The sequence below is a fragment of the Chryseobacterium gambrini genome (genome assembly GCF_027920505.1).
Classification (GTDB): Bacteria; Bacteroidota; Bacteroidia; order Flavobacteriales; family Weeksellaceae; genus Chryseobacterium; species Chryseobacterium gambrini.
Map to the genome: position 1 here is coordinate 2,039,471 of NZ_CP115857.1, position 18,545 is coordinate 2,058,015.

The following is an 18,545-nucleotide window of genomic DNA, read 5'->3' on the forward strand; positions in this document are numbered from 1 at the left end:
GCTAAAGCCCAATCCTATTGATAATTTCAAATTTTACTAATTTGTATAAACTCTAACAGGCAGTTTAGTTTATAGATCCTTCGACAAGCTCAGGATGACATTTCTAATACTAACTGATTTATTTAAATACTGTCAGGCTGAGCTTAGTTTATCCTGAGCCTGACGAAGGAAAGCCTTTTTTATTAAAAATAAAATTAAAAAACAACGCAAAACTCATAATAAAACTTTGTTTATGAATTACTTACAATTTATTTTTGAGTATTTTTCCCACAATACTGGTGCAGCCCGACCTGAGTGGAGCTCTTTTGTGAGGAGGAACGACGAGCAAAAAGCGGGAACGGAGGGCGGAATAGCTGCCCAAATAAATAGAAATATGAATGTTGCTTATACTAAAAAAATAGTTACCACACTTCTCATTCTGTTGTGCGTTCAGTTTTCTTTTGCACAGGATTCTCTGAAACTTTCCCATCAGGAATTTCTGAATATTGTAAAAAATTATCATCCTTTAGCTTTTAAATATCAGCTTCAGAATAAAATTGCCAATGCTGAAATTACCAAAGCGAGAGGAAATTTTGATCCTGTACTTGCAGGAAAACTGGGTGAGAAAAATATTGATGGTACAAAATATTACGAACAGAGAAATGTAGAACTCGGCATTCCAACCTGGTACGGAATCGATATTACCGGAAGCTACAATTATCTGGATGGCGAAAAACTGAACAGCAGCGAAACAAAAGGAGGATTATATCAGTTTGGAATTACAATTCCTTTGGCAAAAAATCTTCTGTATGATAAAAGACGAGCAATGCTGGATCAGGCAAAATTCGGATTGAAAATGACAGAAGCCGAACAGACTATTCTTACCAACGAGCTTCTTCTGGATGCTGAAAATACGTACTGGGAATGGGTGAAAAATTATGAGATCTACAAATTGCAGAAATCTGCGGTAGAAATTAACCGAAAAAGGCTTAATCTTACCAAAAAAACGTATGAATTCGGGGAAAGACCGGCAATTGATACAGTAGAAGCCTCTTCGCAATTGCAGAGTTTTGAGCTTCAGGAAAGAGACGCTTATTTAAGTTTTGTGAAAAGTACGCAGGAACTTCAGATGTACCTCTGGAAAGAAAATCAGGAGTTTTATGAAATTTCAAAGCTTATTTTTCCTTCTTCGGGTCTTGATGAACATTCCGGATATAGCGATTATGAGTTTCTGGTGCAAAATTTAGAATCGAAACAGCTTCAGAATCACGCTTCACTGGAATATTATTTTCAGAAGCAGAATATCCTTGAAAGTGAAAAAAGACTGAAATGGCAAAGCTTCCTTCCGAAACTGGATTTTACGTATAATTTTTTCAATAAAGAAAATTACCGTGCCGATTTTCTTCCTTTGTTTGATAATAATTTTCAGTACGGACTGAAACTGGAGATTCCCATATTTCAGAGACAGGCAAGAGCAGATTATGAAATTGCCAAACTGAAGATTTCTCAAAACCAGCAGGATTCTCAGCTTAAAACCCGTGAACTGAGTACGAAAATTGAAACCTATAAAAATGAAGTGAATAATTATTTCACCCAGATTGATATTTCCACAAAAAATCTGAATAATTACCAAAGACTTCTGAATGCGGAGGAAACGAGGTTCAGCAATGGGGAAAGTTCATTATTCCTGATCAATTCCAGAGAAAATAAATTATTGGATGCACGGGAAAAAAATATTGAGCTGAAAGCCAAATTCCTGAAAAGCTACAATAAGCTGAAATGGCTGAATGAAAATTTTTTGAGGTAATAAAAAAGGAATTCTGCGGTCAGAATTCCTTTTTTATTTTGATTAACCTTTCATCTTTACGAAGTAGAAAATCAACAGAGTCCAGCTCAGGATCATCAATAATCCTCCAAGCGGAGTAATTGGTCCGAGAAATTTCAGATTCATCCCGAAATAATCCTGCATGCTCAATCCGTAAATACTGAATGAGAAAAGCATCGTTCCGAAAATCATAAACCACGAAATCCAGTTCTCTGTTTTGGTTTCAAATTTTAAAATATAGCCTGCAATTAAAAGAAAAAATGCAGCATACATTTGATATCTCACTCCCGTTTCAAAACTTTCAAGTCTTTCCACAGACAATATTTTCTTCAAAGCGTGCGCTCCGAAAGCTCCCAGAATAACGGAAAGCATCCCGTAAACAGCACCAAAAATTAATGTTATTGTTTTCATTTATAATTTAAAATCTTGAATATTAATGATACGAGTCCGATTCCGATAAAAATCCATGCGAATTTTTTATTCTAAGCGAACCCCGGATTCTTGGTCAGTTTCAGAAAAATTCCAAAACCCAACATAAAAGCAGCTACAATAATTCCAAACATTATTGTCCTCTCATTCGGTTAAACTCATTGATCACTTCGTGATGACTCACCGTTTTATCTTTGAAATACGCCACAAAATGTTGTTTTTCTTCTTCTGTTGCGCCCAATTGGTTCAAAATATTCAGCAAATGCATTTTCATATGCCCTTTCTGAATTCCAGTCGTCACCAAAGATCGTAACGCTCCAAAATTCTGAGCCAGTCCGGAAACCGCCAAAATACTCATCAGTTCCTGAGCAGAAGGTTTTCCAAGAAGCGCTAAAGAGAATTTTACCAAAGGATGAAGATTCGTTAAACCACCAACAACCCCTACAGAAATAGGAAGATCGATCCAGAATCTGAAAATTCCGTTGTCTGTTGTACAATGTGTGAGAGAAGAATATCTTCCGTTTCTCGCTGCGTAGGCGTGAGCACAGGCTTCTGTTGCACGGAAATCGTTTCCGGTAGCAATTACAACCGCATCTACTCCATTCATAATTCCTTTATTGTGAGTGGTCGCACGGAAAGGCTCAATTTCAGCAATCGTTACCGCCTGTTTGAATTTCCATGCAAATTCTTCGTTGGAAATTCCACTGTCGTCTTTCAGATCTTCGATTTTACAGGAAACTTCAGCTCTTACGATACAATCCGGAGTAAAATTGGACAGAATATTCATTACGATCTGTAAAGAATTCTTTTCTTCCTGAGAAAAATCCTCGCTTGTAGCCACCTCCTGCTTCAATGTTTTTCCGAACTGTTCCAGACAGGAATTGATAAAGTTGGCTCCCATCGAATCTACGGTGTCGAAACTCGCTTTCAATTGATAATAATTCGCCATTTCAGACGTTTTATCAACCAATTTGATGTCTAAAATTCCACCACCGCGTTTTCTCATATTCGCCGTGATGTCTTCTGTAGCTTCAAGTAATTTCTTCTTCAGTTTAAAATTAAAAAAATGAAGCAGCTTATGAGATTCAACATTAAAAATAAAGTGGGTATGCCCTAGTTTTTCGTTGTTGATGATCGTTGTTTTAAAACCACCTTTATCGATCCAGAATTTTGCTGCCTTTGAAGCTGCTGCCACTACAGAACTTTCTTCCACTGCCATCGGAAGCGCAAACAGTTTTCCGTCGATGAGGAAATTCGGAGCAATTCCGTAAGGCATATAGAAATTGGAAATGGTATTTTCAGAAAATTCGTCGTGAAGCTTCTGCAAATCAGCATTTTCGTTCCAGTATTGGTTTAATATATTTTGATATTCTTCGTTTCCTTCAAGATACTCGTTTACGAGCCAGTCGATTTTCCCCTGTTTTGTTAATTTGGAAAAACCTTCAACGGGTTTATGATTCATAACATAAATTTAATGAGCGTAAATATACTAAATTTGTCACTTTAAACTGTTGATAACTTCTATCAAAAAAGATTGACATTTATCAATTTTGGAATTAAATTTGAACAAAAAATATAAAATTTTAAACTTAATTAAAATTGATTTTTTAACCCATAAGTTATATTAGAATTAAATAATTCAAAAAATAAGAACACTTTAGTTTTTAAAATCTTTGATTTTCTTTCTTATGAGATCTAAATATTTTCAAAGTATTTTGTTGGAAGCTGATGTAACTTATGTGTTAATAAAAAATTGGTAAAAAAGAATAAAAATGAATTTTGACCGCCTGAAAGAAAAACTTGAAATCCTTGCCGATGCAGCAAAATATGATGTTTCCTGCTCATCAAGCGGAGGTTCGAGAAAGAACAAAAAAGGGGCTTTAGGAGACAGTTCCGCAAGCGGAATCTGCCATACCTATACAGAAGACGGACGATGTGTTTCTCTTCTCAAAATTCTATTGACCAATCACTGCATTTACGATTGCGCTTACTGTGTTTCCAGAAGTTCAAATGATATTAAAAGAGCTGCTTTTACCGTTGAGGAAGTAGTAGATTTAACGATCAATTTTTACCGCAGAAACTATATTGAAGGCTTGTTTTTAAGCTCAGGAATTTTTAAAAATGCAGATACGACCATGGAACGTCTGGTTCGTGTCGCAAAAAAATTACGTCTGGAAGAAAATTTCAACGGTTACATTCATTTAAAATCCATTCCGGGAGCAAGTGATGAACTGATGCAGGAAGCGGCTTTGTACGCCGACCGTTTATCCGTCAATCTTGAAATCCCAACAGAAAGCGGACTGAAATTGCTGGCTCCTGAAAAAAACAGGCAGGATATGCTTAATCCGATGAAATATATCCAGAACGGGATTGCACAATATAAAGATGAGAAAAAACTTTTCCGGAAAACGCCCAAATTTGCTCCTGCAGGACAATCTACGCAAATGATTGTAGGTGCTACGAATGAAAATGATTTACAGATCATTAAAGTTGCCGATCATTTTTATAAAAATTTCAGTCTAAAAAGAGTGTATTATTCCGGATATGTTCCGGTTTTGGAAGATAAAAGACTGCCCGCTCTTACCACTGAAGTTCCGATGCTTCGTGAAAACCGTTTGTATCAGTCGGATTGGCTGATGCGTTTTTATGGTTTTAAAGCTGAAGAAATACTGGATCCGAATATGCCATTTTTAGATCTTGAAGTCGATCCCAAATTAAGCTGGGCTTTGCGGCATTTAGATCAGTTTCCCGTTAATCTTCAAACTGCGGATTATCAGATGATTTTGAGAATTCCGGGAATTGGAGTAAAAACAGCACAGAAAATTGTGAGCGCAAGACGTTTTCAGGTCTTGAATATGGATCATCTTAAAAAGTTGGGAGCGGCAGTAAACCGCGCCAAATATTTCATTGATTTTAACGCAGGAAACGCCTTTTTAAAATATCTGACGAATCAAAATCTTAAGAAATTACTGATTGGCGGAAGTTCTTCGAAGTTTCATAATCAGTTTTCGCAACAGTTGACGTTGTTTTAAATTCAATCCTTTGATCTTATCTTAAATTTCACATTGAGCGGAGAAAATAATTTCTAATATCCATATTTGCTAAATTTGGATATAATTTATAACTTCGAAGAAAGAATTTATTATGAATGTCAGTTTCACAAAAAAGCAGGAAGAATATATTTCAAAGCAAATAGAATCCGGTGATTTTCAGAATGCCAGTGAAGTTGTACGTGATGCATTGCGGCTTCATGAAGTTTATCGGCACCGTGTGATTCAGGATTTAAAAGCTGAAATAGAAAAAGGTTGGAATGATGTTGAAAGCTCTCGTTCTGTAAAGGATATTATTCAGGCTAAAAAGAATACAATCAGTAATGTCTAAGAAAACCTATATCTTATCGGAAATTGCGGATAAAGATCTGGAAGATATTTTTGATTATACTTTGAATGAATTTGGATTTAATCAAGCAGAAACATATCTTTTGGAAATTGAAGAAATTTTTCAAAATTTATTTTTAAATCCACACTTAGGCAAAAAGCGAGATGAAATAAAAAAAGGTTTATATAGCTTTCCGAAAGACAATCACGTTATTTTTTACAGGATTTTAGATCATCATATCAGAATTGTGAGAGTTTTGCACGGAAGCAGAGATATTCCGAAATTTTTCCTGTAGCGGATGATGATAAAAGACTGTGATAACTTCAGCACAACAACACGAAAATCATTAATTTTCAACCCGCAAACCATCTGACTTAAATGACCACCCTACTCTATGACGGCAGTTTCGACGGACTTTTAACCGCTGTATTCGAAGTTTTCGAGTATAAATATAAGGATGTGGAAATTGTAAGCAGGGAAAGATTTCATCAGGAAAATATCTTTGCGGAAATTCATGAGGTTATTACTCAAAATGATAAATCTGAAAGGGTTTTAAACAAATTAGAACAGAATATTGAAAAAGCAGGAATTCACGAACTTCTGAAGGTTTATTTATCCGAAGATCCGGAACTGGAACAGCTTATTTTGTCTGCCGTAAAGCAATCTGTAAAACATCCTGATGAAAATATTCTGAAAAATTACGCAGACAATGACATTCTGAAGATTTCTAAAATCTGTAAATCCGTCAGTCGGGAAAGACACAGAATGACGGCTTTTGTACGATTCGAAAAAATGCAGGACGGTGTTTTCTTCGCTAAAATAGATCCGGATTTTAATGTACTGCCTTTAATCCGGAAACATTTTAAAGACCGTTATCAGGATCAGAAATGGATGATTTATGATTTGAGAAGAAATTACGGAATTCTGTACGACTTGGAAACCTGCGATTTTTTCTATCCCGATGAAAAAATAGATCTGAACCGCTATCAGCAAAAGTTTCATGATGAAGAAAAAAATTATCAGACGCTTTGGCAAAGGTATTTCACGAAAACCAATATCGTGGAGAGAAAAAATATGAGGCTTCATATTCAGCACGTTCCGAGAAGATACTGGAAATATCTTACTGAAAAGCATTAAATTAATTTTCATCTCGATAATTTTCATTCAAAAACATTGATATTTTTTTGTAAACCGATAAATTTTATTCAGGTTTAATCATTTATATGCAAAACTCTTCTTAAGTTACTACGATTATCTGAACTTGTTTTTGTAAATTTGTGTTCGAAATTTTTTACTAGATGAAAGAGAGTGCTGTAAAAAAAATTGCAGTTCTTACTTCAGGAGGAGATTCTCCGGGTATGAATGCAGCATTAAGGGCGGTAGTAAGAACCGCAAATTATTATAAAATAGAATGTTACGGAGTAAGAGAAGGTTATAATGGCTTGATCAACGATGATTTCCTTAAAATGGGACCTCGTTCCGTAAAAAATATAATCAACCAGGGCGGAACTATTCTGAAATCTGCCAGATCCCAGGAATTTAGAACCAAAGAAGGTCGTCAAAAAGCCTATGACAATTGTGTAAAATATGGCATTGACGGTTTGGTTTGTATTGGTGGAGACGGAACTTTCACAGGAGCGAAAATCTTCAACGAAGAATTCGGCATCCGTGTAATTGGTGTTCCAGGAACGATTGATAATGATATTTTCGGGACGGATAACACCATTGGTTATGACACGGCTTTGAATACTGCAATGGAAGCGATTGATAAAATCCGTGATACGGCAACTTCCCACAACAGGGTTTTCTTTGTGGAAGTAATGGGTCGTGATGCAGGTTTTATCGCTTTGAACAGTGGACTGGCAACCGGTGCTCTGGATATTTTGATTCCCGAGAAAAAAGACAGCATCGATGAACTTTTTGCCAATTTCAGAAGTGCAGAAAAAACAGGAAAAGCTTCAAGCATAGTTGTTGTAGCAGAAGGCGAAAAATTAGCCAACGTATATGAACTTGCAGAAAAAACAAAGAAGGAATTCCCGGACTATGATATTCGTGTCGCAATATTAGGACACATGCAAAGAGGAGGTTCTCCAAGCTGTGCAGACAGAGTGTTAGCAAGCAGACTGGGCTTTGGAGCCGTAACAGGATTAATGGAAGGGCAAACCAACGTAATGGCAGGAATGCGTTCCAATGATTTGGTATACACTCCGATTGAAGAAGCCATTAAAAAACACAACGAAATCAATAAAGATCTTTTACTGATTTCAGAAATTTTAGCAATCTAATATTTTAATATAATTTAAAACAAACTATTATGTCAACAATTAAAGTAGGTATCAACGGGTTTGGTAGAATTGGACGTCTTGTTTTCAGAGCAATGACTGAAAGAGATAACATCGAAGTAGTAGGAATTAACGACCTTATCGATGCTACATACATGGCTTATATGCTTAAATACGATTCTGTACACGGAATTTTTCCGGGTGAGGTTTCTGTAGAAGGTAATGACCTTGTAGTAAACGGAAAAAGAATCAGAGTAACTGCTGAGAAAGATCCAAGCAATTTGAAATGGAACGAAGTAGGTGCAGATTACGTTGTAGAATCTACAGGTTTATTTTTAGATAAAGACAGTGCTGCAAAACATATTGCTGCAGGTGCAAAAAAAGTAATTCTTTCTGCTCCTTCTAAAGATGATACGCCAATGTTTGTAATGGGTGTAAACCACACAGAACTTACAGACGATATCAAAATCTTATCAAACGCTTCTTGTACAACCAATTGTCTGGCTCCATTAGCAAAAGTGATCCACGATAACTTCGGAATCGTAGAAGGTTTAATGACTACGGTACACGCTACAACGGCTACTCAGAAAACTGTTGACGGTCCTTCAATGAAAGACTGGAGAGGTGGTAGAGCTGCTTTAAACAACATCATCCCTTCTTCTACAGGTGCTGCAAAAGCGGTAGGAAAAGTAATCCCTTCTTTGAACGGAAAATTAACAGGGATGTCTTTCAGAGTACCAACTGTTGACGTTTCTGTAGTAGATTTAACCGTAAGATTAGAAAAAGCAACTTCTTACGATGAGATCTGTGCTGCCATTAAAGCTGCTTCTGAAGGTGAATTGAAAGGTATTCTTGGATACACTGAAGATGCTGTAGTTTCTCAGGATTTCGTAGGAGATAAGAGAACTTCAATCTTCGATAAAGATGCAGGAATTATGCTTTCTCCAAACTTCGTAAAACTTGTTTCTTGGTATGACAACGAAATGGGATATTCTAACAAGTTAGTAGATATGCTGATCCACGCTGCTTCTTTATCTAACTAATAAAGTATCAGCTTAAAATATGAAAACCTTCCGGATCGGAAGGTTTTTTTGTTTAAATTAACCGCTTAAAATTAGTAAACATGCTGGATGAACTTATTGAAAGATATTCTAAATATTCCGATTCTGAGCTTATGAATGTCTATCTGAATTCAAACGGATATACCGAAGACGCGAAAAAAGCGCTTGAAATAGTGGTAGAAGAAAGAGGCGGCTTCAGCTCTCTGAAGGAAAGATATTATAAACTGGTTGAAAAAGAAGAAGAAAAGCAACGAGTTTATGATAAAATAAATCAGCTCTATAAAAAAGGAAATACTAAAAATGATATTAATTCAATCATACATTCTGAAATACTGTCCACAGAAGAAATTCAGGAAATTACAGACCTTGTGAGCAGCAGAATAGAAGCTGAGAAAAAAGACGTAGAAATAAAAACAAGTACATACATCGGAAGTATTCTCGGGGGATTTATTGGCGGAACTATTGGTGGTATTCTATGGGGGTTACAACTTATCTATTCAGGGCATATATTCTATCTTTTTGCAGTCGGATTGGGAATAATATCGTATGGATTTATTAAATTTTTCACCAAACAAAGCAAAAATAACATTGTTGTTCTTATTCTTACAGTTGCTTCAGTATTTTACGCCCTTATTTTGGGGTTTTATATTTATGAATTGTTCGGTTATCGCGGACCGGACAGATAAACTCCGGTAATTAAATTTTCTCTGAGAAAATCTTTACACTAAAATAATGAATCCTCTGCAAAATTACAGAGGATTCCAGTTTATCATTTTCAAACAGCTAACAGAAAATTCTAAACTATTTCTGACATATTAGTGATATTGTATAAAGTTTTGTCATGAAGAAATAGGAAAAAAAAAGTCCGAAAAGCGGAACATTTTTAGAATGAGTTTTCATGATTAATGGTATGCGCAAATTTTCAAATTTTATTGATATAAAAAAATCCCCCTTTTGAGGTATTTTAAAGAAAACTTTAACTATTTTTAGTTACAAATCTTTTTTATGGATCATTCGGAGAAAAAACATCCTTTGGTAGAGGTTTGGAACTCTTATTCGGGGGTAGGAAGAAAAGAGAAGCACATCTCTAATATTCCTCCTATAGAACGCATCATCGGCGAAATGTTTGCCATCGGGGAATTTTATTATTATGTGTTAAACCTCACCAACAGTGCCATTTCTAACCATCATCCTGATATCCTGAAGATTCATGGTTTAAAGGAATATCCGCAGAATTTAAAAGACGTAATTGATCTGGTTCATCCCGATGATATTGAGTTTATTACCAAAGCGGAACAGAAAGTCGTGGAAATTTTAATAAAAATCGGAAAAGAACATCAGCTTTTTCTTAAACCCAGCTACTGTTTCAGAATGAAAACCGCTTCAGGAAATTACGAGCTTTTTCATCATCAGGCGGTTCTTACGTGGGAAGATGAGGATAAAAATCTGGTTCAGTCTATTAATATCCATACCAATATCCATCATATTACAAAACAGAATCCGCATACTGTTCTTATTACGGGAATTGGTCACCGGAACGATTTCATTCAGATTAAAATTGAAAATCCTGCCTTAAAAAATGACTCAGAAATTAATTTAACCAAAAGAGAAACCGAAATTCTTTCGCTTATCGCTAAAGGATATTCCGGACCGGAAATTTCGAAAATGCTGATTTTATCGGAGCATACGGTTCGTACTCACCGGAAGAATATTTTAGCCAAAACAAGCTCCAGAAACAGTAAAGAACTGTTAAAAAAGGCTTTTGAATGGGGATTGATATAATGTCAAAAGTGAATGATGAATGGTGAATTGTAAATTATGAATTGTATTTCCCTGATAAATCTCACTCTGGAATTGCGGCGCAAAACTTGTACCTTTAGCCTTCAATGGATAGAGTAATGTTACAGCCACGCTTTAAAGATTCGCAGCATTTTAAAGATTTCTGGACGAAAGGCAACGGAAAGCAGCTTCTTGATTTTTCTGGAGCAGAAGTCGGTTTTAAAGATTTTGAAAAATTTTCATCTTATTTTTATGATGTGGATGAAGTCGGCGATCAGGTTGTAAAAGATGTTTATCTCACTCAAAAATTTCATGAAGCTTCGAGAGAAATTGAAGGCTACATCCGGAATGGCGTTTCGGAGAACGATGATGTGCCGGAAAGTGTAAAGCGATTGTTCCTGCAGACTCAGAAAATTCCTGACTGGCTGGATTATGATCTGATTAAAAGCGGTGCAGAACTCTGCATGAGAAGCAATGTGGATTCTCTGATCTCTCTTCGCGATTACTGCCTGATCGGAGGTTATGATTATGCTTACCTCAACAAACCCCTTATTGCAACGGAAGCCTTAAAGAAAGGCGCTGTAAAAAGACTTTCTGAAACGCTTGATTTCTGGGTAAATGTTACCCGATATGATGCTCTGGAAGTTCATAAAAAAGGATATGAGTTTGCCATAAAAACCCGGCTGATCCATTCTTACGCAAGAGTTTCCATTAAAAAATATTATAAAGAATGGGACACGGAAAACTGGGGAGAACCCATTAATTCGTGGGATATGATGGCAACGTATATTGGTTTCAGTCTTGTTTTTATGCACAGTCTGCACAAACTGGGAAACACGTTCTCTGAAGAGGAAGAAAAAGGGCTTTTCCACCTTTGGAAATATGTTGGCTATCTTTTAGGAATTCCTGAGGATCTTTTACCGAATGATAAAGTACAGGCAACACAATATTTTTATCTGTGGACTTCGGTTCAGCCTTCTGCGGATGAAGATTCTGTTTTGCTGGCTCATTCTCTTCTGAACGAATCGCTGGAAAACCCGATCCTGAAATACAGTTTCCAGAGAAAAAATCTCCGTTATCTCCACATCTGCTGTACATGGTTTTTGCTGGATGATGAAGTGTGCAAAAGACTGAAGATTCCGGAAGTTTCCAACAGAAAGGCTTTTCCGGTGACGAAAAGAATGATTACCAAAATTGTTGACCGACTCGTAAGCCGTAAAGCCAGAATAAAAAAAGGTAACAAAGATCAGATGAAAGTCTTGAGCGATTATCTCAGCATCACCCAAAATTCTAATTTCCATTAAAAATCTACTGCAAAGACTGCAATTTATTTGATGGCTTCTACCCTAGCCGCGATTGCAGCGGAAATCCTTTTTTGAAAAAAAAGATTGCAGCGGAAAGCGCGAAAAAGCTCCTGAAAAAGGATAAAACAAAAGTTTTAAAGATTCCGTTTTTCTTTTTGATACGCATCTGAATTTTATGTTTTTTTAACTATAAAAACAACTTTTAGTGGTATAAAAGATTAGTTTTTGAGCGTAAATTTTTGTATTTTTGATAAATTATTTAAACATCAGATGAGTAACATAGACGATAAGAAAAAAGCACTGGCTCTGGTGCTGGACAAACTAGATAAAACATACGGAAAAGGAACTGTGATGACGTTGGGAGACAGTTCTGTAGACAACACGATTGAGGTGATTCCTTCAGGATCTTTGGGATTGGATATCGCTCTTGGAGTGGGTGGTTATCCGAGAGGAAGAATCATTGAGATCTACGGTCCCGAATCTTCCGGTAAAACAACTTTAACGCTTCACGCGATTGCAGAAGCTCAGAAAGCCGGAGGTATTGCTGCATTTATTGATGCTGAGCACGCTTTCGACAGAGGTTATGCAGGAAAATTAGGAATTGATCTTGAAAACCTTATTATTTCTCAGCCGGACAACGGAGAACAGGCATTGGAAATTGCTGATAACCTGATCCGTTCGGGAGCGATTGACATTGTGGTGATCGACTCGGTTGCCGCTCTTACGCCAAAAGCGGAGATCGAAGGAGAAATGGGAGATTCTAAAATGGGGCTTCATGCAAGATTGATGTCTCAGGCTTTAAGAAAGTTAACAGCAACCATTTCAAGAACAAAATGTACGGTTATTTTCATCAACCAGTTGAGAGAGAAAATCGGAGTAATGTTCGGAAATCCTGAAACGACAACGGGTGGTAATGCACTGAAATTCTATGCTTCGGTAAGAGTGGACATCAGAAAGGCAAGTGCGCCAATCAAGCAGGGAGATGAAGCGATCGGAAGCCGTGTGAAAGTGAAAATTGTTAAGAACAAAGTTGCTCCGCCTTTCAAACAGGCAGAATTCGACATCATGTACGGTGAAGGGGTTTCCAAAACAGGAGAAATTTTGGATCAGGCTGTAGAACAGGGAATTGTAAAGAAAAGCGGTTCATGGTTCAGCTACGAAGAAACGAAGCTTGGACAAGGTCGTGATGCAGTAAAGGATGTTTTAAAAGACAATCCTGAACTTGCGGAAGAACTGGAAAACAAAATTAAAGAGGAACTTAAGAATAAATAAGTTTTTTGATAACGCGATAAAACGAATCGGCGGAGCTGAAAGCTCCGCCGATTCGTTGTTTATACACTAAGGCTTTTCATCGGTTAATTCAAATCCCCAGTCTTTTCCTTTCTGGGTTGCAGGAATTCCTTTCGTCATCCAGACCGGCGCTTTTGCATCTTTAAGATAATAATCGAAAAACTGCTGTTCGCGGATCTGAATATCTTTTCGGTTCTGGCGTTTTATAAGATTATGGTCGTCACCATTATAATTCAACAACCAAGCTTGTTTTCCTAAACGGCGCAATGCGGTAAACATCTCAATTCCCTGATACCACGGAACGGCTCCGTCTCTGTCGTTACTCATAATCACCACCGGAGTTTTCACTTGATCGATGGTAAAAAGCGGTGAATTTTTAATATACAGTTCAGGAGCTTCCCAAAGATTTTTCCCTAATCTGCTTTGCGATTTTTCGTACTGAAACTGTCGGTTCATTCCTGAAGACCATCTTATTCCCCCGTATGCAGAAGTCATGTTCACGACAGGAGCACCACTCCATGCTGCGGCGTACATATTTGTGTGGGCAATGAGATACGCAACCTGATAACCACCCCAGCTTTGTCCCTGAATTCCTATTTTTGAGCCATTCACCCATGAATTTTCTTTCAGTTTTTCAACACCGGAATTGATATATTCCATTGCCGATTCTCCCGGAAAACCATCGACATACGAAATATCGGGTGTGAAAACGAGATATCCGTTGCTTACAAAATAAGAGATATTTAATCTTGAAGGAGTCGGAGACGGTGCTACGTAACGGTTCAGATTATCCGATAGTTTTTCGTAGAAATAAACAATCATTGGATATTTTTTGTTCGGATCGAAATTTTCAGGTTTGTAGAGAACGCCTGTTGACGAATTTCCCTTCGGAGTCTTCCAATTGACAAGCTCACTGGTTCCCCAATTGTAAAGACTTTGCTGAGGATTGGTGCTGCTTAATTTTTCCTGATTTTTAAAATCGGAAGTGGTGAAAATATTCGGAGAATCGATGTAGGATTCTTTTACTAAAATATAATCTTCTGCATTTTTTGCTTTCTGAATACTGCGATATCCCCAGACATTTTCCATCTGAATTTTTACAGGATCAGAATCTGAGTGAATGATCGTTTTAAAAATCCCATTGGCTTTGGAGACATTATCAAATGCTGATAAATAAATAGAATTCTTCCGGTTTACACTTCTAATGTCTTTGTCTAAATCATATGTATCAAAAGTAATTTTGTTTTTTCGCCCGAATCCGTTGGTGATGTTTCTGGGCTTTTTAGAGCCTTCCGGAAAAAATTCCCAAAGATCGTATCGGTCTTTGATGATGACGGATTCATCATTGTCTGTCCATGATGCAATTCCGTATGCGTTTGGAAAATCCGGCATGTCGAATTCTTCATCCACAAAAGAAACGGACAAATCTTTATTGAGCGGTACTGTCTGTTTTGTTTTTACATTATAACTCAGCCACTGTCCTTTTTCCCTGTCGAAAATCACGACAAATTTTCCCAAAGGAGAAACGGCAACTGAGCCATTCAGGTTTCTTATCATTTCTGTTCTTTCGCCTGTTTTATTGTCAATAATAAAATACGTTTTCTTTGAAGAGCCTTCCCATTGTGAAGAGATGCGGTTATTTACACTGGTAATTCCCAATACAAACTCTGCATTTCCTTCATTCACCAGTCGTAAAGTGTCGAGATCTTCTCCGTCGATATTGGTGAAAAATTCCGGTTTGTCGGTCTGCACTACTGCAGCGTAAGATTTTTTCAGATCATTTTTCAATTCTTTTAACTGAACCGTTTGCAGATAATCATCTTTATAATTCCAGATATCGAGCACGGCATGATCGTTTGCAATCAATGTAGTGTCTTTTGCAACAGGTTTCGGAGCCACCCCGAAATACAACTGTTTTCCGTTTTTACTGAATATCGGTAAACGGTTTTCAGAAATTACCCAGTTTTTCTTCATCTGAGAATGATCGTTGGTAATGGTTTTATTTTTATTTCCTTTAAAATTAAAATAATACAACTGATACAGTTTTACGAGATCATTCTGTGCGGAAGAAGTTCCAACAAAAGCTAACTGATTGCCTTCTTCATCAAATGCAAGCTGTGAGAAATCCCCTTCCATTTCTGAGATTTTATTGACGTTTCCGGTTTTAAGATCAACAACCTGAACTGTCTGAAGCGTATATTTCTTAGGTTTGGATTTATCCGTATCTTTTTTAGCCAGAGATTTATCTTCCAATGAATCTTTTTTCTCTTCCTTCCCTTTTTTAGGTTTTTCCTCCGGTTTTTTTGTAACGAAAACAAGCTGCTTCCCATTTTTGCTAAACTGATAACGAACCACATTGTCATAGGTTATACTTTTTCCGCCCAAAAGATCTCTGATAACCAACTGTAATGGTTTTGCCTTTGTATCATCATCTTTGTTTTCGTCGTCATCATCTTTATCTGAAGGACTGTCGGAAGATTTATCTTTCATATTTTCTAACAGATAAGCTACGAATGAACCTCCCTTTTCCGGAATTTTGAATCCTTTTACATTAGGAATTTTCTCTGTCGTTCCTTTAGTGAAATCAAAAACAGCGAGGGTATCTTTGGTCAGTTTATTCTGTTTTAATTTCTTATCTTTTACCGCTTTTATGTCTTTGTAAAAAGGACGGATCTGGAAAACGGCAAATCTGGAATCGCTGGTAAATTCCATTTTTGTAGCTCTCGGAAATTTCTTTGTGTTTTTATTTTTCACCGAATGCAAATACAGATCGGGATTTCCTTCCTGCACATCTACCGAATATCCTACCCATTTTCCGTCATTGGATATTTTTCTGGCTCCGATATTCTGCCAATTATCATAAACCGAATGATCCAACGGTTTTTTCTGCCCATAGACATACGAAGCCATTAGAAGCAGAAGCAAAACTGCACTTTTCAAATTCATTATTAAATATTTTAAAAACTAAAAATAAGGCTTTTTGCGGATAAATCTTCATTGCAGAGGTATTTTCAGGATAAACTATTTAACCACAAAATAGCAAAAGATTCTATCTGTTCTGCTTAAAAGTCTAAATATTCCAATAAATGCTTTACAATTGTCTTTATGATTTTTGTAGTTGAATTTAAATTCACTTAAAAGAAATTCTGAAAAAAATGTCAAAATGTCACTTTCCTGGAAACGGTATTTTTTTTGAGAAAGTATAGAAAATTAAAAAACCAAAATTATTATGACTAAAGGAAATATTAATGTATCTGTGGAAAATATTTTCCCGCTTATTAAAAAATTTCTTTACAGTGACCACGAAATATTCTTAAGAGAGTTAATTTCCAACGCAACGGATGCTACGTTAAAGCTAAAACATTTAATAAGCATCGGTGAAGCAAAAGTGGAATACGGAAATCCGAAGATTGAAGTAAAAGTAGATAAAGAAAACAAAAAACTTCACATCATCGATCAGGGAATCGGGATGACGGGTGAAGAAGTTGAAAAATACATCAATCAGGTTGCTTTTTCAGGTGCTGAAGAATTTCTGGAAAAATACAAAGACACTGCAAAAGATTCAGGAATTATCGGACATTTCGGACTTGGATTTTACTCTGCCTTTATGGTTGCAGAAAAAGTAGAAATTCTTACAAAATCTTACAAAGATGAACCTGCTGTTCGTTGGATCTGCGACGGAAGCCCTGAATTTACTTTAGAGGAAACTACGGATAAAACAGACAGAGGAACTGAAATTATTCTTCACATTGCAGAAGATTCTACAGAGTTTCTGGAAGAAGGAAAAATCCGTGAATTGTTGTTGAAGTACAACAAATTTATGCCTGTTCCTATTAAATTCGGAACAAAAACACATACGCTTCCTTTACCGGAAGATGCTCCTGAAGATGCAGTTGCAGAAACGGAAGAAGTTGACAATATTATCAACAATCCGACTCCGGCATGGACTATTGCACCGAGCGAACTGACGAATGAAGATTATATGAAGTTCTACCACGAATTGTATCCGATGCAGTTTGAGGAACCTTTGTTTAATATTCACCTGAATGTAGATTATCCTTTCAATTTAACGGGGATTTTATTTTTCCCGAAACTGAACAATAATTTAAATATTGAAAAAGATAAGATTCAGTTATACCAGAATCAGGTTTTTGTAACCGATGAAGTGAAAGGAATTGTACCGGATTTCTTAATGCTTCTGCGCGGTGTGATTGATTCTCCGGATATTCCACTGAACGTTTCCCGTTCTTATCTTCAGGCAGACGGAGCCGTAAAGAAAATTTCATCATACATCACGAAAAAAGTTGCCGACAAAATGGCATCTTTAATTAACGAAAACCGTGAAGATTACGAGAAAAAATGGAACGACATTAAAGTAGTGATCGAATACGGAATCGTTACCGAAGAAAAATTTGCAGAAAAATCTGATAAATTCACTCTTTATCCAACGACTGACGGAAAATATTTCCTTTGGAATGAACTGGAAGAAAAGATTAAGCCTACTCAGACCGATAAAGACGGAAAACTGGTCGTTCTTTATGCTTCTAATGCAGATGAACAGCACTCTTACATCCAGTCTGCAAAAGATAAAGGATACGAAGTTCTTCTTTTAGATTCTCCGATTATTCCTCACGTTATCCAAAAACTGGAAACATCCAAATATAAAATTTCTTTTGCAAGAGTAGATGCAGATCATATCAACAATCTGATTAAAAAAGATGAACCTGTTATTTCAAAATTAACGGAGACTGAAAAGGAATCGTTAAAGAAAAACGTTGAAGAATCTATTAATGATACTAAATTTACCGTTCAGCTTGAAGATTTAGACAGCAGCGATGCGCCTTTTACCATCACTCAGCCTGAATTTATGAGAAGAATGAAAGATATGCAGGCAACCGGAGGCGGCGGAATGTTCGGAATGGGAGGATTCCCGGAAATGTATAATCTGGTGGTAAACTCCAACAGTGAACTGGCAGGTCAGATTTTAAAAACGGAAAGTACAGAAGCAAAATCAGATTTGATTAAATATGCTCTGGATCTTGCTAAACTTTCGCAGAATTTATTGAAAGGAAAAGAGCTTACGGACTTCATCCAGAGAAGTTATAAGCAACTGGAAAAGTAAATTGACTATTTTTATATGGAATCCGGCGGAGCAAAGCTCCGCCGGATTTTTTGTTTGGTTTCGGTTTCGGCGGCTTCGCCGCCGAAACCGAAACCT

General features: G+C 36.6%; 15 protein-coding genes. 12 read left to right on the forward strand and 3 right to left on the reverse strand.

The features are described 5' to 3' along the window. Nucleotides 1-232: 232 nt before the first annotated feature. Complete coding sequence (locus tag PFY09_RS09180; protein WP_271162207.1) at nucleotides 233-1,786, forward strand: TolC family protein; 1,554 nt, start codon at nucleotides 233-235, stop codon at nucleotides 1,784-1,786. A gap of 42 nt (nucleotides 1,787-1,828) precedes the next feature. On the opposite strand, the gene PFY09_RS09185 is transcribed toward PFY09_RS09180, so the two are convergent. Together PFY09_RS09185 and PFY09_RS09190 are read right to left on the reverse strand one after the other, a co-directional pair. Next, entirely contained in the window at nucleotides 1,829-2,215 is a 387-nt protein-coding gene (locus tag PFY09_RS09185; RefSeq protein ID WP_116097149.1) for a DUF423 domain-containing protein, read from the reverse strand. A gap of 151 nt (nucleotides 2,216-2,366) precedes the next feature. Next, nucleotides 2,367-3,695 (reverse strand): hydroxymethylglutaryl-CoA reductase, degradative, encoded by a 1,329-nt coding sequence (locus PFY09_RS09190; protein ID WP_271162208.1) that lies wholly within the window; start codon nucleotides 3,693-3,695, stop codon nucleotides 2,367-2,369. Nucleotides 3,696-4,005: 310 nt separating this feature from the next. On the opposite strand from PFY09_RS09190, the gene PFY09_RS09195 reads away from it, so the two are divergent. The 10 genes from PFY09_RS09195 to recA all read left to right on the forward strand — a co-directional run bounded on the left by PFY09_RS09195 (nucleotide 4,006) and on the right by recA (nucleotide 13,309). Beyond that, nucleotides 4,006-5,265 carry a putative DNA modification/repair radical SAM protein gene (locus PFY09_RS09195; RefSeq protein ID WP_108408965.1) on the forward strand — a complete coding sequence of 420 codons (1,260 nt, stop codon included), beginning with the start codon at nucleotides 4,006-4,008 and terminating at the stop codon, nucleotides 5,263-5,265. A gap of 112 nt (nucleotides 5,266-5,377) precedes the next feature. Continuing rightward, nucleotides 5,378-5,614: a type II toxin-antitoxin system ParD family antitoxin gene (locus tag PFY09_RS09200; protein WP_076390829.1), complete on the forward strand. Its 237-nt coding sequence runs from the start codon at nucleotides 5,378-5,380 to the stop codon at nucleotides 5,612-5,614. After that, a complete protein-coding gene (locus tag PFY09_RS09205; RefSeq protein WP_108408967.1) occupies nucleotides 5,607-5,906 on the forward strand; it encodes a type II toxin-antitoxin system RelE/ParE family toxin in 300 nt (99 codons plus the stop codon). Before PFY09_RS09200 ends, PFY09_RS09205 begins: the two co-directional genes overlap by 8 nt. An 83-nt stretch (nucleotides 5,907-5,989) precedes the next feature. Beyond that, nucleotides 5,990-6,748, forward strand: a complete 759-nt coding sequence (locus PFY09_RS09210) for a TIGR03915 family putative DNA repair protein (protein ID WP_271162209.1) — start codon at nucleotides 5,990-5,992, stop codon at nucleotides 6,746-6,748. A 161-nt stretch (nucleotides 6,749-6,909) separates the two neighbouring features. Next, nucleotides 6,910-7,896, forward strand: coding sequence for a 6-phosphofructokinase (pfkA, locus tag PFY09_RS09215; RefSeq protein ID WP_076390826.1), 987 nt, complete (start codon nucleotides 6,910-6,912; stop codon nucleotides 7,894-7,896). Nucleotides 7,897-7,925: 29 nt separating this feature from the next. Further along, a complete protein-coding gene (gene gap, locus PFY09_RS09220) occupies nucleotides 7,926-8,936 on the forward strand; it encodes a type I glyceraldehyde-3-phosphate dehydrogenase (protein WP_108411166.1) in 1,011 nt (336 codons plus the stop codon). Nucleotides 8,937-9,016: 80 nt separating this feature from the next. Further along, a complete protein-coding gene (locus PFY09_RS09225; RefSeq protein WP_271162210.1) occupies nucleotides 9,017-9,640 on the forward strand; it encodes a hypothetical protein in 624 nt (207 codons plus the stop codon). A 319-nt stretch (nucleotides 9,641-9,959) separates the two neighbouring features. After that, a complete protein-coding gene (locus tag PFY09_RS09230; protein WP_271162211.1) occupies nucleotides 9,960-10,736 on the forward strand; it encodes a response regulator transcription factor in 777 nt (258 codons plus the stop codon). Between the two features lie 116 nt (nucleotides 10,737-10,852). Continuing rightward, nucleotides 10,853-12,037 carry an oxygenase MpaB family protein gene (locus PFY09_RS09235; RefSeq protein WP_271162212.1) on the forward strand — a complete coding sequence of 395 codons (1,185 nt, stop codon included), beginning with the start codon at nucleotides 10,853-10,855 and terminating at the stop codon, nucleotides 12,035-12,037. Between the two features lie 270 nt (nucleotides 12,038-12,307). Then, nucleotides 12,308-13,309 carry a recombinase RecA gene (gene recA, locus PFY09_RS09240; RefSeq protein WP_076390821.1) on the forward strand — a complete coding sequence of 334 codons (1,002 nt, stop codon included), beginning with the start codon at nucleotides 12,308-12,310 and terminating at the stop codon, nucleotides 13,307-13,309. A 66-nt stretch (nucleotides 13,310-13,375) separates the two neighbouring features. Here recA and PFY09_RS09245 read toward each other — a convergent pair whose 3' ends face one another. After that, entirely contained in the window at nucleotides 13,376-16,273 is a 2,898-nt protein-coding gene (locus tag PFY09_RS09245; RefSeq protein WP_271162213.1) for a S9 family peptidase, read from the reverse strand. Between the two features lie 283 nt (nucleotides 16,274-16,556). Here PFY09_RS09245 and htpG point away from each other — a divergent pair, with 283 nt between their 5' ends. Continuing rightward, nucleotides 16,557-18,449, forward strand: a complete 1,893-nt coding sequence (gene htpG, locus PFY09_RS09250) for a molecular chaperone HtpG (protein ID WP_271162214.1) — start codon at nucleotides 16,557-16,559, stop codon at nucleotides 18,447-18,449. The last annotated feature ends 96 nt before the right edge of the window (nucleotides 18,450-18,545 follow it).